This window comes from Austwickia sp. (assembly GCA_016699675.1).
Lineage (GTDB): Bacteria > Actinomycetota > Actinomycetes > Actinomycetales > Dermatophilaceae > Austwickia.
The window spans coordinates 4,039,769-4,065,006 of the sequence record CP064985.1 but is presented as its reverse complement, the minus strand read 5'-3'; the positions used below and the strand labels follow the sequence as shown (position 1 = coordinate 4,065,006).

At 71.4% G+C, this 25,238-nt stretch carries 24 protein-coding genes; 11 read left to right on the top strand and 13 right to left on the bottom strand.

Going from position 1 to position 25,238, the window contains the following annotated elements; genetic code table 11:
* Positions 1-47 precede the first annotated feature (47 nt).
* The 3 genes from IPK37_18530 to IPK37_18520 form a co-directional block, all read right to left on the bottom strand.
* On the bottom strand, positions 48-962 hold the full coding sequence (locus IPK37_18530; protein ID QQS00755.1) for a mechanosensitive ion channel family protein: 915 nt from the start codon (positions 960-962) through the stop codon (positions 48-50).
* On the bottom strand, positions 959-2,218 hold the full coding sequence (locus IPK37_18525) for a DUF2254 domain-containing protein (protein QQS00754.1): 1,260 nt from the start codon (positions 2,216-2,218) through the stop codon (positions 959-961). The genes IPK37_18530 and IPK37_18525 overlap by 4 nt, the downstream gene beginning before the upstream one ends.
* 61 nt (positions 2,219-2,279) lie before the next feature.
* Positions 2,280-2,444 carry a hypothetical protein gene (locus tag IPK37_18520; protein QQS00753.1) on the bottom strand — a complete coding sequence of 55 codons (165 nt, stop codon included), beginning with the start codon at positions 2,442-2,444 and terminating at the stop codon, positions 2,280-2,282.
* Between the two features lie 223 nt (positions 2,445-2,667).
* Here IPK37_18520 and IPK37_18515 point away from each other — a divergent pair, with 223 nt between their 5' ends.
* Positions 2,668-3,111: a DUF2087 domain-containing protein gene (locus tag IPK37_18515; protein ID QQS00752.1), complete on the top strand. Its 444-nt coding sequence runs from the start codon at positions 2,668-2,670 to the stop codon at positions 3,109-3,111.
* A 10-nt stretch (positions 3,112-3,121) separates the two neighbouring features.
* Positions 3,122-3,655: an NAD(P)H-dependent oxidoreductase gene (locus IPK37_18510; protein QQS00751.1), complete on the top strand. Its 534-nt coding sequence runs from the start codon at positions 3,122-3,124 to the stop codon at positions 3,653-3,655.
* 29 nt (positions 3,656-3,684) lie between these two features.
* Here the strand turns inward: IPK37_18510 and IPK37_18505 are convergent, their stop codons facing one another.
* The 3 genes from IPK37_18505 to IPK37_18495 all read right to left on the bottom strand — a co-directional run bounded on the left by IPK37_18505 (position 3,685) and on the right by IPK37_18495 (position 6,819).
* On the bottom strand, positions 3,685-4,314 hold the full coding sequence (locus tag IPK37_18505) for a hypothetical protein (protein ID QQS00750.1): 630 nt from the start codon (positions 4,312-4,314) through the stop codon (positions 3,685-3,687).
* Between the two features lie 297 nt (positions 4,315-4,611).
* The gene (locus IPK37_18500; protein QQS00749.1) at positions 4,612-5,223 is read right to left on the bottom strand and encodes a hypothetical protein; all 612 of its coding nucleotides are present in this window, start codon (positions 5,221-5,223) and stop codon (positions 4,612-4,614) included.
* A 138-nt stretch (positions 5,224-5,361) separates the two neighbouring features.
* Positions 5,362-6,819 (bottom strand): GuaB1 family IMP dehydrogenase-related protein, encoded by a 1,458-nt coding sequence (locus tag IPK37_18495; GenBank protein QQS00748.1) that lies wholly within the window; start codon positions 6,817-6,819, stop codon positions 5,362-5,364.
* 182 nt (positions 6,820-7,001) lie between these two features.
* Here IPK37_18495 and IPK37_18490 point away from each other — a divergent pair, with 182 nt between their 5' ends.
* Positions 7,002-7,655 (top strand): MBL fold metallo-hydrolase, encoded by a 654-nt coding sequence (locus IPK37_18490; GenBank protein QQS00747.1) that lies wholly within the window; start codon positions 7,002-7,004, stop codon positions 7,653-7,655.
* Between the two features lie 87 nt (positions 7,656-7,742).
* Here IPK37_18490 and IPK37_18485 read toward each other — a convergent pair whose 3' ends face one another.
* On the bottom strand, positions 7,743-8,732 hold the full coding sequence (locus tag IPK37_18485; GenBank protein QQS00746.1) for an ROK family protein: 990 nt from the start codon (positions 8,730-8,732) through the stop codon (positions 7,743-7,745).
* A 22-nt stretch (positions 8,733-8,754) separates the two neighbouring features.
* The gene (gene map, locus IPK37_18480; protein ID QQS00745.1) at positions 8,755-9,657 is read right to left on the bottom strand and encodes a type I methionyl aminopeptidase; all 903 of its coding nucleotides are present in this window, start codon (positions 9,655-9,657) and stop codon (positions 8,755-8,757) included.
* A gap of 260 nt (positions 9,658-9,917) precedes the next feature.
* Between map and IPK37_18475 the strand changes: the two genes are divergently transcribed.
* Entirely contained in the window at positions 9,918-10,106 is a 189-nt protein-coding gene (locus tag IPK37_18475; GenBank protein QQS00744.1) for a hypothetical protein, read from the top strand.
* 99 nt (positions 10,107-10,205) lie between these two features.
* On the opposite strand, the gene IPK37_18470 is transcribed toward IPK37_18475, so the two are convergent.
* Entirely contained in the window at positions 10,206-10,613 is a 408-nt protein-coding gene (locus IPK37_18470; GenBank protein ID QQS00743.1) for an SRPBCC domain-containing protein, read from the bottom strand.
* Positions 10,614-10,810: 197 nt separating this feature from the next.
* Between IPK37_18470 and IPK37_18465 the strand changes: the two genes are divergently transcribed.
* The 5 genes from IPK37_18465 to IPK37_18445 all read left to right on the top strand — a co-directional run bounded on the left by IPK37_18465 (position 10,811) and on the right by IPK37_18445 (position 18,368).
* Positions 10,811-12,148, top strand: a complete 1,338-nt coding sequence (locus IPK37_18465; GenBank protein QQS00742.1) for a glutamine synthetase — start codon at positions 10,811-10,813, stop codon at positions 12,146-12,148.
* Between the two features lie 18 nt (positions 12,149-12,166).
* Complete coding sequence (locus tag IPK37_18460) at positions 12,167-15,232, top strand: bifunctional [glutamine synthetase] adenylyltransferase/[glutamine synthetase]-adenylyl-L-tyrosine phosphorylase (protein ID QQS00741.1); 3,066 nt, start codon at positions 12,167-12,169, stop codon at positions 15,230-15,232.
* 116 nt (positions 15,233-15,348) lie between these two features.
* Positions 15,349-15,999, top strand: a complete 651-nt coding sequence (locus tag IPK37_18455; GenBank protein QQS00740.1) for a response regulator transcription factor — start codon at positions 15,349-15,351, stop codon at positions 15,997-15,999.
* 111 nt (positions 16,000-16,110) lie between these two features.
* Positions 16,111-16,563, top strand: a complete 453-nt coding sequence (locus IPK37_18450; GenBank protein ID QQS00739.1) for a universal stress protein — start codon at positions 16,111-16,113, stop codon at positions 16,561-16,563.
* Positions 16,564-16,625: 62 nt separating this feature from the next.
* The gene (locus IPK37_18445) at positions 16,626-18,368 is read left to right on the top strand and encodes a GAF domain-containing protein (GenBank protein QQS03005.1); all 1,743 of its coding nucleotides are present in this window, start codon (positions 16,626-16,628) and stop codon (positions 18,366-18,368) included.
* A 47-nt stretch (positions 18,369-18,415) separates the two neighbouring features.
* Here the strand turns inward: IPK37_18445 and IPK37_18440 are convergent, their stop codons facing one another.
* Positions 18,416-19,393 (bottom strand): beta-ketoacyl-ACP synthase 3, encoded by a 978-nt coding sequence (locus tag IPK37_18440; protein ID QQS00738.1) that lies wholly within the window; start codon positions 19,391-19,393, stop codon positions 18,416-18,418.
* A gap of 226 nt (positions 19,394-19,619) precedes the next feature.
* Here IPK37_18440 and IPK37_18435 point away from each other — a divergent pair, with 226 nt between their 5' ends.
* Positions 19,620-20,918 carry a hypothetical protein gene (locus IPK37_18435; GenBank protein ID QQS00737.1) on the top strand — a complete coding sequence of 433 codons (1,299 nt, stop codon included), beginning with the start codon at positions 19,620-19,622 and terminating at the stop codon, positions 20,916-20,918.
* Between the two features lie 339 nt (positions 20,919-21,257).
* Here IPK37_18435 and glnA read toward each other — a convergent pair whose 3' ends face one another.
* Positions 21,258-22,682, bottom strand: coding sequence for a type I glutamate--ammonia ligase (gene glnA / locus IPK37_18430; protein QQS00736.1), 1,425 nt, complete (start codon positions 22,680-22,682; stop codon positions 21,258-21,260).
* A gap of 169 nt (positions 22,683-22,851) precedes the next feature.
* Here glnA and IPK37_18425 point away from each other — a divergent pair, with 169 nt between their 5' ends.
* Positions 22,852-23,316 (top strand): RDD family protein, encoded by a 465-nt coding sequence (locus tag IPK37_18425; GenBank protein ID QQS00735.1) that lies wholly within the window; start codon positions 22,852-22,854, stop codon positions 23,314-23,316.
* Here the strand turns inward: IPK37_18425 and IPK37_18420 are convergent, their stop codons facing one another.
* Both IPK37_18420 and IPK37_18415 read right to left on the bottom strand, forming a co-directional pair.
* Entirely contained in the window at positions 23,317-24,048 is a 732-nt protein-coding gene (locus IPK37_18420) for a DUF4191 domain-containing protein (GenBank protein ID QQS00734.1), read from the bottom strand.
* Positions 24,049-24,156: 108 nt separating this feature from the next.
* Entirely contained in the window at positions 24,157-25,185 is a 1,029-nt protein-coding gene (locus tag IPK37_18415; protein QQS00733.1) for a lipoyl synthase, read from the bottom strand.
* Between the last annotated feature and the right edge of the window lie 53 nt (positions 25,186-25,238).

Below are 25,238 nucleotides of genomic sequence, written 5' to 3'. Positions count from 1 at the left end.
AAGCTGGCTTCGTGCCGAGAGCATGCCCGTTCATGACGTGGTGACCCTCACGGCAGGCGGCGAAGGTCTTCCTCGGCAGCATGATTGGCCGCTGGCGCGCCCTGAGCAGACGTCTTCTCGAAACGCCCGGTGAGGAGATCGAGGGCCTTCGGACCGGGATCGATGGTCTGTACGTCGGAGCCGGTGGGGATCCCCTCGCGGACGAGCGCGGCGAGGACCTCCCGGATCACGAGATGCTGAGCCTCGCGGGTCTCCAGCTGCCGAGCGCCGGACCAGAAGCGCAGCTCGACGCGGACCGTAGCCGTACCGATGCTGGTCAGGAGCGCCTGAGGCGGGGGATCGGGCAAGACTGACGGCACCGAGCGCATGGCCTCCTCGGCGACTTCGCACGCCGCCTGAAGATCGGCCCGGTCGTCGAGATCGATTTCCACGGTGGTCCGGACCGCCTCGTACCCGGTCTGCACCGTCACGACCTTGGAGTGCAGGATCGAGTTCGGGATGACGACCAGCCGGCCGTCGAAGGTGCGGATACTCGCCGAGGTCAAGCGCATCGCCGAGATGGTGCCCCGATAGCCCTCCACCGCGATCTGGTCGCCGACCCGGTACTTGTCTCGGCTGAGAATCACGAGGCCGGCGAACATGTTCCCCAGCACCGTCTGAAACGCGATGCCGGCCGCGATGGAGAGCACGCCGACCCCGCCGACGATGTCGACCGGTTTGACGCTGGGAAAGGTGATGGTCAAAGCCGCACCGATCCCCAGCCCGAGAACGACCCATGCGGCGATCCGGGCGAAGACCTCGGCGGCGCTATCGCTGCGGCCGCGATGGCGCAGGATCGGTTCCGTCACCCGGCGTACGAGCCAGGCCAGAGCTAAGCCGACCAGGAGAGCCGCCAGCCCCAGGGCCGCGCCCTGAGCGGTGACCGGCGGCAGATCCAGCGCGGATAGCGCCGTGGCACTCATGGACCTTCCCCCTCTGACGCAGCGCTTCCGGATTCGTCCTCGCCGGGCGGCAGTTCCTCCACCAGGGCGTCGATGGTCGAGCGATACCGATCGAGGGCGCAGGACCGCAGGTCGATCAGCATCGCGCGGAGGCGCGGTACCACGCGCACCGCGTCAGCGCCGTAGTGCGCGATCTCCCGGACCGGCATCTGCAGCAACCCCTCGATGGCCTGGGGACGGTGCACCACGCGCACGTTGCCCTGTTCGTCCGCGACGTAGGGGCTGGGCATCTCGCGGACCACGAGCTCGCGCAGGATGCGGTGGATCTCGTCGATGACCTGCAGTGCTGTCGTCGGATCGTTGATGCCGGGGGAGAGGGCGCGCTCAGCGATGTCGACGAGCTGGCGTAGCCCGAACCCAATCTCCTGGCGCAGCTGCCGCTCGCTGCCCACCCAGATCCGACGGCGGATCGCATCCGCGTCGGATTCGTCAATCTCGTCGCGACCCCAGACCCGGGCAATCTGCTGGCCGGCGGTGACGAACTGGCCTGCCTGGACGTCCACGGTGATGACGGCGTCGAGCCGGTCGGCCAGGGCCAGGAGGGCCTTGGCATCGATGTGCGTGACGCTCCCGTGCCGGTCCGTGAGCGTCACGACCACGCGCGACGTGCCGACTTCTGGGGACCAGGTGGCGCCTCGGTGCGGCAGGTCGACCCCGGGCTGAGCCGGATAGATCTGCTGCATGGCCTCGATCGTGTCTTCACCAACCCGGCTGATGACCTGGGACACCTGAATGGACGTGGTGATGTGGTGAATGAAGGCCAGGAAGCAGCCGACGCTCGCCAGGACGAGAACAAAGGCCAGCGAGACCGACAGCTGGGGGACGAACTGCCCGCCGTCGTTGTTCGAGCCCTGCACGTAGCGCAACACGCTCAGCGAGAAGACGAACGTCGCGGTGAAGACGCCGAGGGTGACCTGGGTGATCCGGCTCGACAGGAAGGTCCCGAGGACTCGAGGCGTGAACTGACTACTGGCCAGCTGCAGGACGACCATCGTGATCGAGAAGACCAGCCCGGTCACCGAAATCATCGCGCTGGCGATGGTCCCCAACACGCTTCGGGCGCCGTCGGGGCCGCCCTGGAAGACGTAAGGCGGTGTCGAGAACTGCTGCTCCAAGGGTGGCAGCATCAGGCCCGCGACGACGGCCAGGGCGCAAATCGACGCCGGCAGCGTCCAGAACGGCCGCCAGGTCCGCGTCCAGCGGGATTCGGCGGGCACGGCCAGGACGCGTAGGCGGGGACGCACACCGGACCGAGCTCCGTCCGAGGCGACGGACGCTTCAGGCACCCGCGTGATGGCCCGGACGCACCAGCTTGCACTGCGGGCAGTACAGCGTCGATGCGCCATCCGTGGTCCGAGCGCTGTCGGTCGAGGGCACGTGGTCGGGGCTCATGCGCACCAGCGCGGTGCCGCATTCCGGGCAGACAGTGGGCGATTCGGTCATTCCCCGATCGTGCCTCAAGCGGCCTCATCCCGAAACCTGGTTGGCCGCCGGGCCGTCGCCGTGGAATGCTGCGATCAGCGGCGTGACCGACGCCCAGCCTGCCGTGGGACCCCAGCTCCCGCGCCGCGGCGAAGGGGAGCAGATCCTCCGGCCAGCATCATCGTCACGATCGACCGGACCGACCGCGCCGGGCTGGGGCCGTGCGGGCGTGAGGTGAGATCGAATGACGAAGGATCGCGACACCAAGGCCCTGATCAGGACGCGGATGCGCGCCACGGGGCAGACCTACACCGCCGCGCGCCAGGAGCTGACGGAGGGGCCCCGCCGAGAGCAGGAGCGGCTCGTGGCCAGATGGTTCGAGGCCGGCCGACTGACCGCCATCCCGGCGAAACGGCGCACCCGGGCCGGCGTACTCCTCCAGCTCGTGACCCTCTTCGAGCCGCACCGGAGCTACCCCGAAAAGGAGGTCAACGACCTGCTGCGCACCGCCCACCCCGACGTCGCCTACCTACGCCGCGAACTCGTGAACTACGGCTACCTCACCCGGGCCGACGGGATCTACCGGCTTGCGTCGGCGGCGCCGCGCCGGGCACCGCACCAGGCGCAGGAGATCCCGACCTGGGAGGCCGTGTGGCTGCCGGGTTACCTCGCCGGCCGTACACCGTAGGGTGCCGATCATGGCCACCCTGCTCGTGGTGCACCACGCCCCGACCGCGTCGGTGCGGCGGTTGACCGAGGCCGCCCTTGAGGGCGCGCGGCATCCCGACATCGAGGGCGTGACCACGCGTGACGTACCGGCCCTCGCCTTCGCCCGCGACGAGGCCGACGCGGACGATCTACTCGCCGCGGACGGCTACCTGCTCATCACCCCTGCCAACTTCGGCTTCATGAGCGGGGCGCTCAAGCACATGTTCGACGCGACGTTCCTGCAGATCGGCGGCGCGCTGGACGACTCGGGTGGAGCCGCGGGTGGCGCCGGCGGCGGGGGTGGCGCCGCGGGGAAGGCCGGTACGGCGGGGCGGCCCTACGGCCTGCTCGTGCACGGGCGCTACGACACCACGGGAGCGGTACGGTCCGTCGAGTCGATCGTGACCGCCCTGAAGTGGCGTGCCGTCGCCGAACCCCTCGCGGTGCTGGGCGACGTGGACGAGGCGGGGGTCGAGGCGGCGTACGAACTCGGCGGCACCCTCGCCGCCCTGCTGTCGACGTGAGGTAGCCCGCGAGCCCGCGGGCCCGCGGGTCACTCCGGGCGCGTCGCGCTGGGGTCGAGCAGGCGGTTGCGGGCGGTGAGCACCGTGAGCGTGGGCAGCGTCGCGGCGCGCGTGGCGGTGCTGGCGATGCGCCGCGGCGGACCGCCGTCGATGCGGTAGCTCGCGGTCAGGACCGCGGTGATCGTGGGCGTGTACGTGCCCGCGCGCGGGTAGGCGTGCGTGATATCGCCGCCGGGGTAGGGCCCGCCGGGGGAGGAGGTGGGCCCGGAATCCGCGCCGTCGCCATAGCCATAGACGAAGTGGGCCAGCGTGATCGTCAGGTCGACGCGGTGGCCGAGCAGGGTGAGGGTGCGGGTCTGGCCGGGGCGATAGCCGGCGCCGGCGGTGTCGGCGTGCGGCCAGGTGGCGGTGAAGTAGACCGGCAGCGTGACCAGGGTGGTGTTGCCGGGCGGCTGCAGCGTGGCGCCCGGGGAGGCGAGCGGGGTCGCGGCGAACTCGCGCTCGATGTCGGCCAGGGTGGTGTCGCGGGCGGCCGGGCCTTCGACGGCGTCCGGGTCGCAGGTCTCCTCGGCGAGTTGCCAGGGCTCCGTGCTGCCGGCGGGGCGTTGGTAGATGCGGGTGAGTGCGCCGACGCCGGGCTTCCCGACGCACAAAGTCATCGCGTTCGCGCAAAGCTCGGTCCGAGGATCATCAATGCTGTTTCCCGCGCATGCGATCACTCGTCGAGACTCCATTGGAGGGGCAGACGGAAGCGCCGCAGCTTGCTGTGAATTTGGTGAGGCGCCTTGCGAGTCTGGTCGAGCCAGTGTGCCCTCAAGCACGATTTTATCGTCGTCGAGATGGCCGCTGATGTTCGGGCTATCGGGCGCTGGGGTGGCGGCCGCCACGGTAAGACACGGCATGACGGTCGCTACCATAAGCGCGAGCTTAGCCAACATCATCGCCATCCGACCTCATCAGGAGACTTTGACGGACTTGGCCGCCAGCCAGCGGTCGCCTCGCCAGACGAGCGTCAGGCGCAGGCCGATCAATTCGCGTGTAGTCCACTGATCTACGTCTTTGCCGGCACTGTCGAGCAGGCGAGTCGAGAGTTGTTGAAGGGCCATTGTCACCTGAATGGCCGTCAGCTCTGGGGTGTCGGCGATAGCAGCAGCATCAATAACGTCATGCTCTCTACCCGACGTGTGGTAGTTGTTGCTGGCTAACCAAGACGTATTCTTCTCGCGCGATGAGCACAGGGTGTAATCGGGTGTGCAGAGCTTCGATAGGGCGCCCGGGATCGGTCGCGTGTTCAGGGTGCTGGCCGTTTCAAAGAAATACCGGGCGAAGGCTTCCGCCCCCTTGACGGTGTGTTGCTTGGCCTCCGCGGGCATGGCCGCGAGCACGTCGATGGGCGGGGTTGTTGCCGGGGGAGTGCTCGTGGCGGCGACGGGCGTCGGGACCGCGACGACCGATTCGGCGCCCCCGGCGGCGCGGGTGGCCGGCTCCGGCGCGGAGCAGGAGGCTCCCGCAAGAACGGTGGCGAGCAGCACGAGGCCCACCCGCGCGCGGCTCTCGATGGCGGCCATGGGCCCATCCCACACCCGGGCCGACCTGCCGGTCTCGGCGCCGTCGAATCGCCCGACCGGGCAATGCAGCTCGCGGTCCACATCGCGGACGCGGCCGCTGTTCGCGGAGCGGTCGGCCGCGAGTGCGACGGACGGCCCCTACCAGGACGTGTGCCGCGGCCTGCCCTCGTCGTACCCGGCCGCCCCCTGCAGACCGACGATCACCCGCGCATGGAACTCGCCGATCGTCGTGGCGCCGGCGTAGGTGAACGCGGAGCGCACACCGGACACGATCGCGTCCAGCACGTCCTCGACGCCGGGACGGGCGGGCTCCAGGTACATGCGCGAGGACGAGATGCCCTCCTCGAACAACGCCGACCTGGCACGGGCGAACGCGCTCTGCTCGCGGGTCCGGTTGCGGACGGCCCGAGCGGAGGCCATCCCGAAGCTCTCCTTGTAGAGCCGGCCGTCGGCGTCGCGCATGAGGTCGCCGGGGGACTCGTACGTGCCCGCGAACCAGGACCCGATCATCACGCTGGCCGCCCCGGCCGCCAGGCCGAGCGCGACGTCGCGCGGGTACTTCACGCCGCCGTCGGCCCACACGCTGGCGCCGCACTCCTTCGCCGCGGCCGCGCATTCGAGGACAGCCGAGAACTGCGGCCGCCCCACCCCGGTCATCATGCGGGTGGTGCACATCGCGCCGGGCCCGACGCCCACCTTGACGATGTCCGCGCCGCCCGCGGCGAGGTCACGCGCGCCCTCGGCGGAGACGACATTCCCCGCCGCGATGGGGGCGCGACGGCCGCTCTCGGCGGCGTACCGGTCCCGCACGGTGCTTACTACAGCAAGCGCCTCGAGCATCCGGTCCTGGTGCCCGTGAGCGGTGTCGACGACCAGCACGTCGACACCGTGCGAGAGGAGGCGCTCGGTCTTGCCGGCGACGTCTCCGTTGATGCCGACCGCTGCCCCAATCATGAGCCGACCGGCGCCGTCGAGCGCGGGGCGGTAGATCGTCGACCGGAGGATGCCGGTCCGGGTCAGGACGCCCAGCAGCCGCTCGCCCTCGACCACGGGAGCCATCCCCAGGTGGTGGGCGTTGAGGGTGTCGAAGACGTCGGCCAGGTCCACGTCGGGCGTGACCGTCACGAGGTCCCGGCTCATCACCTCGCCCACCGTTGCGAACCGGTCGACCTCGGCGCAGTCGCCCTCGGTGATGATGCCGACCGGCCGGCCGTCCTCCACCGCGACCGCGGCCCGATGGGCGCGCTTGCCGATCAGCGCCAACACCTCGGCCACCGGGGCGGAGGGCCGCACGGTGATCGGCGACTCGTAGACCGGGTGGGCCGCCTTGACCCGCGACACCGTCTTCTCGACCGCGGCCGGCGCGATGTCCTGCGGGACGATGGCGATGGCCCCGCGCCGGGCGACCGTCTCCGCCATCCGACGTCCGGAGACGGCGGTCATGTTCGACACGACGACGGGCAACGACGTACCGACCCGGTCCGGCGTCGTGAGGTCCACGTCGAGCCGGGAGGCGACCGCCGACCGCGAGGGGACCATGAAGACGTCGCTGTAGGTCAGGTCGTACTCAGGGCGCTGCCCGTTGAGGAATTCCACCGGTGAATGGTACGTCGCCGGTGTGGACGCCCCCAGCGCAGGTGGAGCACGCGCGGACGCCGAAGCAACTCGGTTCGGTTCGGTCCGTTGCCGCCGCGGGCGATCCTCGACTCTGAGAGAGCGTCGATTCGGCGCAGCCGCCCGGTTGCGTGCGTTGTTCCGGCAGCAGCAGGCTGACACCCATGATCGTCACCCAGCTCGGCCATTCGTGCCTGCTCGTCGAGGTCGCGGACGTGCGGATTCTCATCGACCCGGGCGGCTTCACCCCCGCCTTTGAGGAGGTCCGCGACCTGGACGCCGTCTTCGTGACCCACCAGCATCCCGACCACTGCGACGTCGAGCGGCTGCCCGCGCTGCTGCGCGGCAACCCGCAGGCGCGCGTGCTGGTCGAGCCGCAGACCGCGGCCCAACTGGGCGAGCGGGGGATGGACGTCGACGACCTCGCCAGCGGTCGCGAGTTCACGATCGGCGGCCTCACGGTCGAGACCGTGGGCGAGATGCACGCCGTGATCCACGCCGACATCCCGCGGATCTGCAACGTCGGCGTGGTCCTGCGCGCCGACGGCGAACCGGTCCTGTTCCATCCCGGCGATGCCATCGATGCCGACCCGGGGCGCGTGGACGTGCTCGCCGTTCCGATCAACGCCCCGTGGTGCGCGATGAAGGAGACGATCGAGTTCGTACGCCGGGTGGGACCGGGCAGGTTCGTACCGATTCACGACGGGCTGCTCCAGCCACGCGGGCGGTCGGTCTACCTCGGCCAGATCGACAATCTCACCGGTCCCGACGTACGGCTGGTCGACCTCGCGGACGGGACACCCGCGGCGCTGACCTGACCCGGGCGCTGAGCTTACGCGCCGGGCTCGACCGCTCACGACCTGCGCTTTGGGTGCCGTGGCACCCAACGCGCAGGTCACGAACGGTCACTTGGTCGGGGTGCGCCTCGCGGTGGCTTTGGCGGCGGTGCGCTTCGCGGCGGTCTTGGTCGCCGCGGTCGCCTTCGTCGGGATCGCCTTCTTGGCAGTCGCCTTCGTGGCGGCCGCGCTCTTGGTCGCGGCGCTCTTCGTCGCCGCAGACCGGGCCGCGGTGCGCTTGGCGGTGGTCTTCGCCGGCGTCGCCTTGCGCGCGGGCGAACGCCGTACGGGGCGGGCCGCCTCGGCCGCCGCGGTGGCGAACCAGGCCGCGCCGACGATACCCGCCTGGTTGCGCAGGGTGGCCGGCACGATGGGGGCGGACAGGTTCAGCATCGGCAGGAACTTGTGGGCCTTGCGGCTGACGCCGCCGCCGATGACGATCAGGTCTGGCGAGAACAGCATCTCGATGTGGGCGAAGTAGCGCTGCAGCCGAGCCGCCCACTCCTCCCAGTCGAGCCGCTCCCGCTCGCGCGCCGAGGCCGCAGCCTTCGACTCTGCGTCGTGGCCGTCGAGCTCCAGGTGTCCGAGTTCGCAGTTGGGGACCAGCTTGCCGTCCACCAGCAGCGCTGTGCCGATGCCCGTCCCCAGCGTCGCGAGGAACACCGTCCCCGGCACGCCCTTGGCGGCGCCGTAGTGCATCTCCGCGACCCCGGCGGCGTCGGCGTCGTTGAGCACCGTCACCGGGCGGCCGAGCCGCTCGCTGAACAGCGTGTTGACGTCAGTCCCGATCCACGACTTGTCGATGTTCGCGGCCGAGTGCATGACCCCGTGCCGCACGATTCCCGGGATGGTGATGCCCACCGGAGAATCGCCGGTCTGGTCCGCGAAGTGCGTGGCGATCTGCGCGACGACGCCAGCGACCGCGTCGGGCGTCGCGGGCTTGGGGGTGTCGATCCGCAGCCGATCGGTGGCGAGGTCCCCCTTCGTCAGGTCGACGGGAGCGCCCTTGACGCCGCTGCCGCCGATGTCGATGCCGAGGGGGTGCGTACGCGTGACCATCAGGGTCCTTTCCGGGTGCCAGTCAGGCCAGGGTGAGGATCTCGGCACCGGCCGCGGTCACGAGGATCGTGTGCTCGAACTGAGCGGATCGCCGCCGGTCGGCGGTCACCACGGTCCAGTCGTCGTCCCACATCGTCCAGTCGGGGGTGCCGAGATTGAGCATGGGTTCGATCGTAAAGGTCATGCCCTCCTCGATGGGGGTGGAGTAGTCGGGGGCCGCGTCGTAGTGCGGCACGATCAGCCCGGAATGGAACGCCGTCCCGATCCCGTGCCCCGTGTAGTCCCGGACCACGCCCATCCCGAACCGCTTGGCGTAGCTCCCGATGACCCGCCCGATGACGTTGAGCTCGCGACCCGGCCGGACCGCGTTGATGCCGCGCCGCAGGGCCTCGCGGGTCACGTCGATGAGCTGCTGGGACTCGGCGTCGATCTCGCCGACGGCGAAGGTGGCATTGGTGTCGCCGTGGACGCCGTCGAGGTAGCAGGTCACGTCGAGGTTGACGATGTCACCCTCGGCCAGCGACCGGTCGTCGGGGATCCCGTGGCAGATGACCTCGTTGACGCTGGTGCACAGCGACTTGGGGAATCCCCGGTACTCCAGCGGCGAGGGGTACGCGCCGTGGTCGCACAGGAACTCGTGCACCACCCAGTCCAGCTCGTCGGTGGTGACGCCCGGCGCGACGGCGGCCCCGCCCGCCGCCAACGCCTGGGCGGCCAGGCGGCCGGCCACGCGCATCTTCTCGATGGTCTCGGCGTCCTTGACCTCAGGGCCGGTGTAGGGGGCCGGCTCGGCGCGACCCACGTACTCCGGTCGCACGATCCCGGACGGCACCGGACGACGGGGGCCGACCCGCCCGGGGGACAGGGGGGTCGAGGTCGGTGACGTGGCGATGGTCGTCGTGGTCCGGGGGAGGCTGCGGGGCATGGGTTCGATTGTGGCAGGCCGTCGAGTGTGCCCCTCGACGTCGTACGGCGGGTGCCGTGCGACGCCGTACGGCGGGTGCGCCGCGACGCCGTACAGCGGGTGCCGTGCGATGCCGCACGGCGAATGCCGCGCGCATCCGCTCCGTGCGCGCGGTGGTGAGCGGGGGGTGTGGGTGGCAGGCTGGCGGGTACGGCGAGGCGGCGCGAGCCACCCCCCGTCATGCCGAGAACACGCGTGCAGCGACAGCGCCAGGAGGCGAGATGAAGTATTGGTTCAACATCGGCACCGGCCAGGTCGAGGAGGACAGCGAGACCGCCCGCAAGGACGATCTGCTCGGTCCGTTCGCGACGCGCGAGGAGGCCGCGAAGGCGCTCGACCACGCCCGCGAGAACACCGAGCGCTGGGACGAGGAAGACCGCCGCGAGCGCGAGGAGCAGTGGAAGGACTGAGTTCTCGGGTGGGCACCCCACCCGACGTACGAACGAGGCGCCGGTCCCCGAGGGAACCGGCGCCTTCGTCGTCCGCGACCCGTGTCGCGAGCGGTTTTCTTAGATCTGGGTCAGGCGGTGCATCGCCGCGTCCCAGCGCTGGACGAGCGCGTCGCGGTCCATGTCTTCGGTGAGGTGCTCGTGCCGCAGGGTGAGGAGGGTGCCGTCGCCCTCGGGCTCCATCTGGAGATCGACCATGGTCTTCGGGGCGTCGCCGTCCGCGTGCCAGCTGACGCGGACCTGCTGCTCGGGGTGGTAGCTGCGGGTGACGCCGTACGTGCCGTCCGCTGCATGCCACGAGTCGCCCTTGCCGCCCAGCATGGCGCCCTCGCCGAGGAAGGCCTCGATGCCCTCCCGCTCCGTGAGTCGTCGCCAGACCTCGGCGATCGGGCGGGGTACGTGCTGGACGACCTCGATGGCGTCAGCCGGCTTGGCGTCGGCCTCGGAGATCTCGTTCGGAAGAGTCATGCCGTCTCCTCGGATCCTCTACCGGCGGGCGGGCCGCACGCCGGGAACTGCGGGTGAGTTCACCTCATCACTTTCTCAGCATCGATACAACGGGTTCGGGGTTGTCCGCGCTCCGGGCGGGACGTGGCGATCACCACGCCCGCTGATCCGAGGCCGCGCGAAACACCCGCGTCACATTGGTGGGGCAGGATCGGGACATGGATCGTCAGGAGGAATTCGTCCTGCGCACCCTTGAGGAGCGCGACATCCGCTTCGTTCGGCTGTGGTTCACGGACGTGCTGGGCACGTTGAAGTCCGTGGCCGTGGCGCCGGCGGAGGTGGAGGGGGCCTTCGAAGAGGGCCTGGGCTTCGACGGCAGCGCGATCCAGGGGTTCGCCCGGGTCACCGAGTCCGACATGCTCGTCAAGCCCGACCCCGGCACGTTCCAGGTGCTGCCCTGGCGGGACAGCCCGCCCGGGACGGCGCGAATGTTCTGCGACGTGCTGCTGCCCGACGGGTCCCCGAGCCTGGCGGACTGCCGCTACGTGCTGCGGCGCACCCTGGCCAAGGCCGCCGACATGGGGTTCAGCTTCTACACCCACCCCGAGATCGAGTTCTTCCTGTTCGAGCAGGGCTGGACCCCCGGGACGGCGCCGACGCCGATCGACTCGGCCGGCTACTTCGACCACTCCGCCCATGCGGCCGGCCAGGACTTCCGGCGCCGCGCGATCACCATGCTCGAGTCGATGAGCATCTCGGTCGAGTTCAGCCACCACGAGGGCGCCCCCGGCCAGCAGGAGATCGACCTGCGCTATGCCGATGCCCTGTCCACGGCGGACAACATCATGACGTTCCGGACCGTCATCAAGGAGGTGGCCCTGGAACAGGGCGTCTTCGCCTCGTTCATGCCCAAGCCGCTGCAGGACTGCCCCGGCTCGGGCATGCACACCCACCTGTCGCTCTTCGAGGGCGACAAGAACGTCTTCTACGAGGCCGGCTCGCGCTACCAGCTCAGCAAGGTCGCCCGGCAGTTCATCGCCGGCATCCTGCGGCACGGCGCCGAGATCACGGCCGTCACCAACCAATGGGTCAACAGCTACAAGCGGCTGTGGTCGGGCGACGAGGCCCCGGCGTACGTCTGCTGGGGGCACAACAACGGCTCCGCCATGGTGCGCGTCCCCATGTACAAGCCGCTCAAGGGCAACAGCACCCGCGTCGAGGTCCGCTCGCTGGACCCCGCCTGCAACCCCTACCTGGCGTACGCCGTGCTCCTGGCGGCCGGTCTGCAGGGCATCGAGCAGGGCTACGAGCTCGGCGACGAGACCGAGGACGACGTCTGGAGCCTCACGCCGGCCGAGCGCGCCGCCCTGGGGATCGAGCCGCTGCCCAGTTCGCTCCACTCCGCCATCACCGTGATGGCGCGCAGCGAGCTGGTCGCCGAGACCCTCGGCGAGCAGATCTTCGACGTCTTCCTGCGCAACAAGCAGGCGGAATGGGACGAATACCGGGCTCAGGTGACCCCGCTGGAGCTGCGCCGCCTGCTGCCCAACCTCTGACCCGGGAGCACGCCCGCCATGGTCGACCGCCACGAGTCCCCCACGACCCTGCTGGCCCGGGTGGGGTTCCACGATTCGTGCAGGGTGGCCCGCCTGCTCGAGTCGCCCGTCCTCGCCGGCCTGGTCATCCTGCCCGGCGACGACACCGGGCTGCTGCGCGCCCTGGGCCACACCGCCGACCCCGACGCCGCGGCGCTCGGCCTGGTCAAGCTCCTCGAGGCGGCCGCCGGGGAGGGCCACCACGGCCGCGCCGCCCACCGCGAACCCGACCTGCGCGCCCTCCTCGGCAGCCACAGCGACCGCCGCGACCGGCTGCTCGCGGTGCTCGGCGCCTCCACCGCCCTGGCCGATCACCTCGCGGCGCACCCGGGGCATTGGGTGGCGGCCGCGGACGCCGTACCGCTGTCCGCCGCGGACCGGGCGGCCCGGCTCGTCGCAGCCGTGGGGCCGCAGGCCCGCGGAGACCGCCCCGCGTACGACGCCCTGCGCGTCGGCTACCGCGAGCAGATGCTCGGCATCACGGCCCTGGACCTGGTCGCTGTGGACCCGCGGGAGTCGTTCGCCGCCACGGCCGCCGCGCTGGCCGACGTCGCCTCGGCCGCGCTCGAAGCCGCCCTGACCATCGCCCGCGAGGAGCACCCGGACGCCCACATCGCCCGCCTCGCCGTCATCGGCATGGGCAAGTGCGGTGGCCGGGAACTCAACTACGTCTCCGACGTCGACGTCATCTTCGTCGCCGAGCCGAACCTCGCGCCCGAGGCACCCACGGACGGCCCGCTGGACCCGGACCCCGAACCCGTCACCGAGGACGCGGCCCTGGCGGCGGCGACCCAGCTCGCCAGCACCCTGATGCGGGCCTGCTCGGCCGCGACCGCCGAGGGCACCCTGTGGCAGGTCGACCCGGCGCTGCGCCCCGAGGGCAAGCAGGGCCCCCTGGTCCGCACCGTCGCCAGCCACCGCCAGTACTACCAGCGCTGGGCCAAGACCTGGGAGTTCCAGGCGCTGCTGAAGGCCCGGCACGTGGCTGGCGACGCGGAGCTGGGTCGGGCCTATCTCGACGCCGTCCAGCCCATGGTGTGGCAGGCCGCGAGCCGCGATCACTTCGTGGAGGACGTGCAGGCGATGCGCCGCCGTGTCGAGGCGCACGTCCCCGCCGCCGAGGCCAAACGCCAGCTCAAGCTGGGGCCGGGTGGGCTGCGGGACATTGAGTTCTCGGTGCAGCTGCTGCAGCTCGTGCACGGCCGCACCGATGAGTCGCTGCGCTCCGGCACCACCCTGGAGGGGTTGGCCGCGCTGTCGCGCGGGGGGTACGTCGGGAGGGCCGACGCCGCGCGCCTCGATGCGGCGTACCGCTTCCTGCGCAGCCTCGAACACCGGATCCAGCTGCACAAGATGCGCCGCACCCACCTGATGCCGACCAGCGACGCGGACCTTCGCCGGCTCGGCCGGGCCATGCAGCTGCGCGCCGACCCGGCGCGGGAGGTCACCGCCGCCTGGCAGGACGAGGCGCGCGAGGTGCGCCGGATCCACGAGAAGCTGTTCTATCGCCCGCTGCTCGCGGCCGCCGCGAAGCTGTCCAGCGACGACGTCCAGCTCACCCCCGAGGCGGCGAGGGAGCGGCTCAAGGCCCTCGGCTTCCGCGACCCCGCGGGCGCGATGCGGCACCTGGAGACCCTGACGACCGGGGTGAGCCGCACTGCGGCGATCCACCGCCAGCTCTTGCCGGTGATGCTCGGCTGGTTCGCCGACGAGGCGGACCCGGATGCCGGACTGCTCGCCTATCGGAAGGTGAGCGAGACGCTCGGCGGTACGCCGTGGTACGCCAAGATGCTGCGCGATTCCGGCGAGGCCGCAGAACGGCTCGCGCACGTCCTGGCCCGGAGCCGGTTCGCGGGGGACCTGTTGATCCGCATGCCCGACGCGGTGCAGCTCTTCGGCGAGCCCGACGGGCTTGCGCCCCGCGCCCGCGACCGGCTGGTCACCACGATGCGCTCGGCCATCGCCCGCAAGGAGCAGGCCGACGAGGCGGTCGAGGCCGCGCGGGTGATCCGCCGGCTGGAGCTGTTCCGCATCGCCGTCGCCGACCTGGTCGGCCTCATCGACGTCCACGAGGTGGGCTACGCCCTCACGGACCTCAACGAGGCCCTGATCGAGGCGTGCCTGTACGTCGCGACCAAACGGGTCGGGATCGAGCGCGGCGCGCCGGTCCCCGCAGACCTGGCGATCATCGGGATGGGCCGCTTCGGGGGGCGCGAACTCGGCTACGCCTCCGACGCCGACGTCCTGTTCGTGCACCGGCCCCACCCGGGCGCCGACGAGGCCGAGGCCACGGAGGCGGCGAGCGCCGTCGTCATCGAGCTGCGCCGCGAACTCGGGCTCGCCGGGCCGGACCCCCAGCTCGACCTCGACGCGGACCTGCGTCCCGAGGGCAAGGCCGGACCGCTGTCCCGGACCCTGGACGGTTACCGGGGCTACTACGAGCGGTGGGCCCAGACCTGGGAGTTCCACGCGCTGCTGCGGGCCCGGCCCGTGGCGGGGGACGTGGGCCTGGGGGCCGACTTCATCGCGATGATCGACCCCTGGCGGTACCCGGCCGAGGGCATCACCTCCGCCCAGGAGCGCGACATCCGGCGCCTGAAGGCCCGCATGGAGGCGGAGCGGTTGCCGCGGGGCGCCGACCCGAAGTCGCACGTCAAGCTCGGACCGGGCGGCCTCTCCGACGTCGAGTGGACGATTCAGCTGGTCCAGCTCCAGCACGCGCACGACGTACCGGGGTTGCGTACGCAGAGCACCCTCGCGGCGCTGGCGGCGGCCCGGTCGGCGGACCTGGTCGACGCCGACGACGCCGCCATCCTCGAGGAGGCGTGGACCTTCTCCTCGCGGCTGCGCGACGCCGCGATGCTGTGGCGGGGCCGGATCGCCGACGTGGTGCCCACCGACTCCCGCGACCGGGAGGGGATCGCGCGGATCCTGGGGCTCGACGCCCACCACGGGTACGAGCTGGGGGAGGACTACCAACGCCGGGCCCGCCGCGCCCGAGCGGTCATGGACCGGCTCTTCTACGGCAAGTCCCAGCAACCCTGACGGGACCCCGTGGCGCCCGACGGCCTGACGGGCCCGGCGGGGGATAGGTACGCTGGGGCGCCCACATAGGCTGGTGACTCGGCGCGCCGACCCACGCCGCCAGGACGGAGGCACCCATGACCCTGCGTGTGTACCTGCTCGACGACCACGAGATCGTCCGCCGCGGCCTGCGCGAACTGTTGGAGCTCGAGGACGACATCGAGATCGTCGGCGAGTCCGGGTCCGCGGAGGAGGCCGAGCGCCGCATCCCGGCGCTGCGCCCCGACGTGGCCATCCTCGACGCCCGGCTGCCGGACGGCTCCGGGATCGAGGTGTGCCGGCACGTGCGCGCCGTCGACCCCTCGATCGCCGGCCTCATCCTGACCTCGTTCGACGACGACCGGGCCCTCGCGACGGCGGTGCTGGCCGGCGCGGCCGGCTACCTCCTCAAGGACATCCACGGCGACGACCTGGTCGAGGCCATCCGGTCGGTCGCGGCTGGGAAGCGGCTGCTCAGCGACGCCGACATCGCGGGCTTCCAGGAGTCCGTCGCGCTCGGGACGACCTCGGACCCGCGGCTGCGCAGCCTCACGCCGCAGGAGCGCCGGATCCTGCTGCACGTGGCGCAGGGCCAGACCAACCGCCAGATCGGGCAGGAGCTGTTCCTCGCCGAGAAGACCGTGAAGAACTACATCACCGCCGTGCTGGCCAAGCTCGGCATGGAGCGGCGGACCCAGGCGGCCGTGTTCGCGGCGACGCACGCCGACGAACTCCAGGACCGCTCCTGAGACTCCCGCGAGCAGACGCGCCGCACAGGCGCGCCCGCGCCGGGTGAGCCGCCCGCCCCCGCAGGACCTTGGGCCCTGCCCCACCCCCAGACCGGACCCAATCATGGTCCCATGACGACGACCCGGTGGCCGAGCCACCCGGCCAGGCGTGCCCCCGTGGGGGACGTCGTCGCTGGACTCTCCGGGGACGGAGCTGCGCCCTCGGTCGCCCGGGCGGCCGTGCGGGAGGCCGTGGCGCGGGGCGCCAGGGTCCGGTTCCTGCAGGTCCTGCGGTGCGGCCTGACCCCCGACGAGCGGGCGGCCTCCGACGAGGCGACCTTCACCGCCGCGCTGCGTGCGCTGCGGGAGGCCCCGCGCCTCGCGGTCACGTTCGAGGTCGTCGACGGGGACCCGGGGGAGACGTTCGTACGCCGCAGCGAGGGCGCCAGCGTCCTCGTCGTCGCGCAGGACTGCCGCCAGGAGTGCCAGGAGGACAGCAGCGTCGCCGGCTACTGCCTGAGCCACGCGAACTGCGATGTGTTGACCGTGCACCCGGAGTCCGCCGCGCCCCTCGCCACCGCGTGAGGCCTGCGCGCCGCCCGCGCCCCCCGCGTAGGGTGGCGGGCCGCTTGGCGCGGTCGTCTACCATCGAGCCTGTGGACGGCGAGGCGGCGAGACCGGCGCAGGCGCTGGCCCGTGGCGCGACGCTGGACCTGGACGATCTGCTGGGGCAGATCCGGGTCCGAGCCGACGGCGCCCAACAGTCCCGGGAACGCCTCGCGGGCCTTCTCGACGCCGTCGTGGCGGTCAGTTCGAATCTCGACCTGCCCACCGTGCTGGCGCAGATCGTCGAGTCGGCGTGTGTGCTGGTGGACGCGACGTACGGCGCGCTCGGCGTCGTCGACGAGACGGGCCAGCACCTGCAGGAGTTCCTCACGTACGGCGTACCGGACGGCACCGTCCAGGGCGAACTGCCCACCGGCCACGGCGTACTCGGGCTCCTCCTCACCGAACCCGGCCCGCGCCGCATCGCCGACGTGGCCCGCCACCCGGACTCGGTGGGGCAGCTGCCGCCGGGTCACCCGCCGGTCGGCTCGTTCGTGGGCGCACCGATCCGGGTCCGCGAGGAGATCTTCGGCAACCTCTACCTCACCCAGAAGCGCGGCGCCGCCGAGTTCTCCGCCGAGGACGAGCAGCTCATCGTCGCGCTCGCGGCGGCGGCCGGGATCGCCATCGACAACGCCCAGCTCTACCGGCGGGCGGCCCGAAACCGGGACTGGGCCCGCGCCGTCGGCGAACTGACCCAGACCCTGCTGGAGGGCCGCAACGAACGCGCCGCCCTGCAGCGGATGGTGAAACGCGCCCGGGACCTGTGCGACGCGCAGCTGGCGGTCTTCGCCACGGTGGAGGACGACAGCGGCCAGGTCGTGCTGCAAGCCGTGGACGGGGCGCGGGAGGGGTCGGCCGCGATGGTGGGCGCGGCGCTGACGAGCCAGCGCTGGCGCATGGTGCTGGCCAACCGGACGCCACTGCTGCTGATGATCGACCCCGACGACGCCCACGTGGGGGAGATGTCGCAGGACCTGCGCTCCACCGCGGGGCTGGCTACGGACGGTGCCACCGCGATCATGCCGGTCACCGTCGGCGACGTGGAGATCGGGCTCATCGCGCTGTGTTGGTCCGGGGACGACCTGCGCGACGCGCTCGACACGATGGACGCGCTGACGAGCTTCGGCGAGCAGATGGGCCTGGCGCTGGAGGCGGCCCGGGCGCAGCGGGCGCGGTCTCGCACCACGCTCCTGGAGGACCGGGACCGGATCGCCCGCGACATGCACGACCACGTGATCCAGCGGCTGTACGCGACCGGGTTGTCCCTGCGGATCGCGAGTCGGCAGACCGACGGTGCGCTGCGGGAGAAGTTGGTCGGCGCCCTCGACGGCCTCGACGCGGCGGTCAAGGACATCCGCCATGCCATCTTCGAGCTGCACCACCGGCTGCCCGAGGGCGGCCTCGGCCCGGAGCTGGAGAGCATCGTCGAGGGGGCCGCCGAGGGCTTCGGGTTCGTGCCCGACGTGTCGTTCGAGGCGCTGGGGAACATCCCGTTCGAATACGAGGCGGACGTCGTCGCGGTGGTGCGCGAGGCGCTGTCGAACATCCTGCGCCATGCGCACGCCACCGACGCGCACGTGCTGGTCAGCGCCATCGACGAGGTCATCGTGATCGTGCGGGACAACGGCATCGGCATCCCCGCCGGGGCGGCGCGCTCCGGCCTGGTGAACCTGCGCGAGCGCGCCGAGGCCCGCGGGGGATCCTGCTTCGCCGTCGACCTGGAGCCGCGGGGCACCGAGCTGCAATGGCGCGTGCCGCTGCCCGGACCGGCGACCCGGTGAGCCATCCGGCTACCCGTGAGCCGCCCGAATACCCGTGAGCCGTCCGGCTACCAGGTGAGCAGGGCCAGACCCGCGGCCATGCCGCCGCCGAATCCGGCCAAGAACACCCGCTCGCCGCTCTTGAGCTCGCCGCTGCGGGCGGCCTGATCCAGCGTGATCCCCACCGATGCCGCCCCGGTGTTGCCGTAGATCTCCAGGGTGCGGTGCACCTTGGCGTTGACCAGGCCGAGCGCCGGCACCAGATCGTTGAGCATCATGCCGTTGGCCTGGTGGGGGATGAAGTGGTCGACGGTCGCCGGGTCCACGTCGGCCTCGGCGAAGAACGACGCCACCAGCGGGGGGAGCTCCTCCAGGACGAAGTCCTTGACGGCGCGGCCCTCCATCGTGAAGTAGGCCAGCCCGGTCTCGTAGTGGATGTCCTGCGCGGGGATCCGGCTGCCGCCCGCGGGCACCATGATCTTGTCGTTGAGCGCGCCGAACGTGTGCAGGCTGGTGGCCGTCACGCCGTGGTCGTGGCCCTCGCTGGGGCCGAGGACGACGGCTCCCGCGCCGTCGCCGAACAGGATGACCGTGCGCTTGTCCTCGGGGTTGAGGATCCGGCTGTAGACGTCCGCACCGACGACCAGGCCGTAGCCGCCGGTCGCCTGCAGCAGCCGCGAGACGGTCGACATGGCGAAGACGAACCCGCTGCACACCGCGTTCATGTCGAAGCCGGCCGCGTTGTGGGCCTGAAGGTTGTGCTGGACGTACGCCGCGGTCGGGGGCTGCGGGTGGTCCGGCGTGGAGGTCGCCACGATGATGTAGCGCAGGTCGTCGGGGGTCAGGCCCGCGGATTCCAGGGCACGCACGGCCGCGCGCGTGGCCAGGTCGGAGGTCGCCTCGTCGTCGGCGACCCAACGCCGCTCACGGATGGCGGTCTTGCGCTGGATCCACTCGTCGTCGACGCCGGCCGGGCCGCCGACCTCGGCGTTCGTGACGACCCGCTCGGGGACGAATGCCCCCGTGCCCCACACTGCGACACCCATGGTGACCTCCTGTCGATCCTGCGTCCTACTCTGACACCCGAGGCCCAGGTCAGCCCGGGCGATCGGGTGCGGTGGTGGTCACAATCGCGCTCGTCGCGCGGGTGATCTGTCGGGTTCGAAGGTGGCGCGCGAGCCGGCCGGGGGCGGGAGAATGGGCCCCAGGCCCAGCAGCCCACGGCACCCGCCGTACGGCCTCTGACCGGAACCTGATCGGAACGGACTGACGATGAGCACACCCCACCGGCCCCGGCGCCGGCCCCAGCGACCGGCCGGCGCCTCCCGACTCGTGGACGGCGCCCGACCGCTGGTCGACCCGCTGCTCGGGACGGCGCGGCCCGTGGTCGACGCCGTCCTCGGGGAGGGGCGCCGCCGCGATCTCGTCGAGGGCGCCCTCTCGCGGCTGCCCATCGGGCCGTGGCGCGCGGCGCCGGTCGACCTCGCGGGGTTCGCGGCGGCGGAATACCTGGCCTACCGCGCTCAGTCCGACGCCACCCTCGAACCGCCGCGCCGCGCCGGGCACGCCACCGCCGCCCTCATCAACCGGCTCTCCGCGGTGCTCCCCCCCGAGACCGTGCCGGTGGCGCGCTCCATCACGGACGCCGCCCCCGCCGCGCAGGAGCGCGTCAACCCGGCCCTGCGCGATGTGCTGGAGCGCTACCTGCCCGAGACGCTGCGGGCGTTCAACGCCGACGGGCCCCGCGAGCTTCGCGGCCGCGCCGAGCACCTGCTGGCCTCCCAGCTCGACCTGCTCCGGGAGGCGACGACGAGCCTGCTACGCGCCCAGGCGGAGAACAACGACCGGGACCTGCGGATCCAGGAGGCATTCCTGCGGGATCGCTTCGCCGAGCTCAACCCCAGCACGCTCGACCTCACGACACCGCACCGCAGCGGTCCCGTGCCCGGGTTCGGCCCGACGGCGGCCTCCGGCGGCCCGTTCGGGCACCGCCCTCCGGAGCCCGTCCGGCACCCGTCGCTGTCGCTGCGTCCCATCCGCGGTCGGGTGCACGTGCGGCCCGAGGCGGACCCGGTGGTGCTGTTCGGGATGAACTCCGCCCACGACGCCCGCCTCGCGCTGCGGCTCGGCCTGCCGAAGGGGCTGGTCGCCACCCTCGGGGTGGTCTACGAGACCACCCGCGGCGTCGTCGGGTTCGACCACGCGTCGAATCGCAAGTTCCTCGCGCTGCGCCGGCCCACCGGGTTCCGCTCGGCCCAGGTCGACGTCAACCTGCGCCTCAACGCCGCGGGGCTGCGCCGGTTCCTGGTGTACGCCTCCTCCGCCCCCCGCGAGGAGCCCACCGCCACGGTGCTGTTCGTCCGCAGCGGGCAGCAGGCCCAGGCCGACCTGCCGACGCTGCTCACCCACGACGTACGGGTTCCGATCACGCTCGTCGCCAGCGGGTTCGCCTGCCGCGACGGGATGCTGGTCCGCAACGAGTCCCTCGTCTATCCGGACCTGCGCAGCGCGTGTACGGCGTTCGGGTACGAGCGCATCGAGTGGCTGGACGACCACACCCCGATCGTCTAGCGGCGGGTTCGGGGCCTGAGCTGGTCGGGGCGGGACGGCCCGCGCGGAGTGAGCTGCCCGCCGCGAAGTGAGCTGGCTCGCCGCCGTGACGGACGTCGCGTCGGGATATGCGTCGGGGACGGTCACCTGCGCGGTAACCGTCCCCAGACATCAGTAGACCCCGGCTCGAATGGTTGTCCGGGGTCCACCTCTGAGTAGATTGTGCCCTGCATCACAAGGTTTGCGCTAGGGCCCTTCGCCTCTACATCTTCCTAATAAACCTTCTACGGACGGTAAGGCCGGCCGTTCAGGCGGCGGTGCGGCTCGCTGCGCTCGCCGTACCGCCGCCTTCGGGCTTGCTCAGATGTCGTAGTACATCTCGAACTCGTGCGGGTGCGGCCGGAAGCGGATCGGGTCGACCTCGTTGAGGGTCTTCCACTCGATCCACGTCTGGATCAGGTCCTCGGTGAAGACGTCGCCCTCGAGCAGGTACTCGTGGTCGTCCCGCAGCGCCTGCAGCACCTCGGGCAGCGAGCCGGGCACCTGGGCGATCTGCTGGTGCTCCTCCGGGGGCAGCTCGTACAGGTCCTTGTCGATCGGCTCCGGCGGCTCGATCCGGTTGCGGATCCCGTCCAGGCCGGCCATCAACTGGGCCGCGAACGCGAGGTACGGGTTCGCCGACGGGTCAGGGATCCGGAACTCGATGCGCTTCGCCTTCGGCGACGTGCCGGCGATCGGGATCCGGATGCACGCCGACCGGTTGCGGGCCGAGTAGACGAGGTTGACCGGCGCCTCGTAGCCCGGCACCAGGCGGTGGTAGCTGTTGACCGTCGGGTTCGTGAACGCCAACAGGCTGGGGGCGTGCTCCAGCAAGCCGCCGATGTACCAGCGGGCGAGGTCGGACAGGCCGCCGTACCCCTGCTGGTCGAAGAACAGCGGCTTGCCGTCCTTCCACAGCGACTGGTGGGTGTGCATGCCCGAGCCGTTGTCTCCGAAGATCGGCTTCGGCATGAACGTGGCGGACTTGCCCGCCGACCAGGCGACGTTCTTGATGACGTACTTGAACTTCATCATGTCGTCGCCGCTGTGCAGCAGCGTGTTGAACCGGTAGTTGATCTCCTGCTGGCCGGCGCTGCCCACCTCGTGGTGCGCCCGCTCCACCGACAGGCCGACCTGGTCCAAGACCGAGCACATCGCGTCGCGGATGTCGGCGAAGTGGTCCACCGGCGGCACCGGGAAGTAGCCGCCCTTGACCCGGGTCTTGTAGCCCTGGTTGCCGTCCGGGTACTCCCGGCCCGAGTTCCACGCCGCCTCGATCGCGTCGATGTAGTAGAAGCTCGCGTTGGCGCTCGTCTGGAAGCGGATGTCGTCGAAGACGAAGAACTCGGCCTCCGCACCGAAGTACGCCGTGTCGGCGATGCCGGTGCTCTTCAGGTAGGCCTCCGCCTTGGCGGCGATGTTGCGCGGGTCCCGGCTGTAGGGCTCGTCCGTGAACGGGTCGACGATCGAGAAGTTCATGATCAGCGTCTTCTGCGCCCGGAACGGGTCGAGGTAGGCCGTCTTGACGTCCGGCAGCAGCTTCATGTCGGACTCGTGGATGGCCTGGAAGCCCCGGATCGAGCTGCCGTCGAAGGCCTGCCCGACGGTGAAGAAGTCCTCGTCGAGGGTCTGCGCCGGCACATTGAAGTGCTGCATCACGCCGGGCAGGTCGCAGAACCGGATGTCGACGAACTTGACGTCCTCGCTCTTGATGTACTCCAGGACTTCCTGGGGGGTGTTGAACACACCGTCCTCCTCACTCGGATCGGGGCCGGCGATGGCTGCCGGCCCCGTGTTGCTCGGCGGATACGCTACGGATCCCGCGTTTCCCGGCCGTGACCCTCATGTTTCCCGCGTGTTACGGGGCGAGCACCGACCGTCCGCGGACCGAACGGCCGGCCGATAGGCTGGCGGCGTGGTGGATCGCAAGGACATCGGCGCCTGGCTGGGCGGACCGCAGGTGGAGGCTCCGCAGGACGAATACGTCGGCCAGCGCCTCGGCCTGCCCCGGGAGGGCCCCGGCTCGCTCGCCCGGATGGGCCGGCGCATCGTCGCCCTGTTCATCGACTGGGGCCTGAGCATGCTGGTGGCCTCGGCGTTCCTCGGCTATCGGCTCGCCGGCGGGCATGACTCCAACTCGTTCGGCCCGCTGCTCGTCTTCTTCGTCGAGAACCTGCTGCTCGTCGGCACCGTCGGGTACACGGTCGGGCATCGGTTGATGGGACTGCGCGTGATGGGGGCGGACGGCGGGTACGCCGGGCCGCTGCGGGCGCTGGAGCGCAGCCTGCTGCTCTGCCTGTTCATCCCGGCGGCCGTCTGGGACCGCGACAACCGCGGCATGCACGACCGGCTCGCCGGCACGGTCATCGTCCGCGCCTGATCAGCGCGGGCGCGTCTTGCCGCGCATCCGCGTCGGGTCGATGCCCTGCGGGATCGGGGGCCGGACCCCGCCGATGGACCGCAGCCGCTTGTCGATCTGTGGCACCTCGTGCTTGGTGATCACCTTGTCGAGGGAGTTCATCCGCTTGACGAGCTGATGGGTGGCCACCACGTCGGGCCCCTGCCCCGCACCGACCCGCAGCGCGTGCACCGGGACGTTGGGGATGAGCCGGCTGGTCCGCTTCCGCTCCAACGCGAGCAGCTTCGTCGCGCGGCCCGCCGGGCCCTCGGCGATGAGCACCACGCCCGGCCGGCCCACGGCCCGGTAGACCATCGCCATCTGCCGCGGATCCCGCGACCCGCCGGCGTCCATCGCCACCGGCTCCTGCTGGAAGCTCCACCCGCGCCGGATGCTGCCCAGGGCCGCGCCGACCTCGCCGGGCTGACCCTCGATCTGCCGGTATGCGCCCCGCTCCGCCTTCCGCGCCACCAGCAGCAGCACGGGGAACGCGGAGAGCAGCAGGAACAGGAAGGCGACGTAGACCGGGTGCCCCACCGCAGCGCCGATCAGTGCGCCCACGATGACGAAGGCGAGCACGATGCCCCCGACGTACAGCGGCAGTCGGGGGTCGGCCGCCTTGGCCAGGCCGAAGACCTGACCGAGCTGACCGAACCGGGTCTTCGTCCGCTCGAGGATGCCTGGCCGGTTGGGGTCCTTCGCTGCGCGGGCCATGGTGTGCGGTCGTCCCCTTCGTCGGGCTGAGGTGGAGATGGGTGGAAGCTGGGCTGTGCTGGTGCGGCAGGTGGTGCGGTACGTCGACCGGGGCGGGGGCCGCCGTCGTCAGCCCGCGGTCGACACGGCGGCCCTGTCGACGAGGCTGGCGGCCTCCTGTCGGGCCGGGGCGTGCTCGCGGGCCGCGAGGTGGGCCAGATGCTCCGGCACGGGGCGACCCGCCTGGCGCATGGCCTGGGCCCACAGCCGACCGGCCCGGTACGACGAGCGGACGAGCGGCCCGGCCATGACGCCGGCGAAGCCGCGCTCCTGCGCGACGGTCGACCAGTGCACGAACTCCTCCGGCTTCACCCAGCGGGCGATGGGGTGATGCGTGGGGGAGGGCCGCAGGTATTGGGTGATGGTCAGGATGGCGCAGCCCGCCTCGGCGAGGTCGCCGATGGCCGCCTCCACCTCGTGCGCCTCCTCGCCCATCCCGAGGATGAGATTGGACTTCGTGACCAGGCCCGCGTCCCGGGCCATGCTGATGACGCGCAGGGAGGTCTCGTAGCCGAACGCGGGCCGGATCCGCTTGAAGATCCGCGGGACGGTCTCCAGGTTGTGCGCGAAGACCTCCGGGCGGGCGTCGAAGACCTGGCCCACCAGCTCGGGTCGGGCCCCGAAATCGGGCGGCAGGATCTCCACGCCCGTGGTCGGGTTCGCCTCGTGGATGGCCCGGATGGTCGCGGCGTACAGGCCCGCGGCCCCGTCCGGCTGATCGTCCCGGGCGACCCCGGTGACGGTCGCGTAGCGCAGCCCGAGCTGCCGCACGGACTCGGCGACGCGACGCGGCTCGTCCGCGTCCAACGCGGCCGGCTTGCCGGTCGCGATGTCGCAGAAGTCGCACCGCCGGGTGCACACGTCCCCGCCGATGAGGAAGGTCGCCTCGCGGTCCTCCCAGCACTCGAAGATGTTGGGGCAGCCGGCCTCCTGGCACACGGTGTGCAGCCCGCCGTCCTTGACGAGCGAACTCATCGCCGAGTATTCGGGGCCCATCTTCGCGGTGGTGCGGATCCACGAGGGCTTGCGCTCGATGGGTGTCTCGGCGTTGCGCGCCTCGACGCGCATCAGCCGGCGGCCCTCGGGTGCGACGCTCACTCGATCGATCCTCCCTGGTCAACGGACGACAGCTCCGGGGGGCGGGCTCGCCG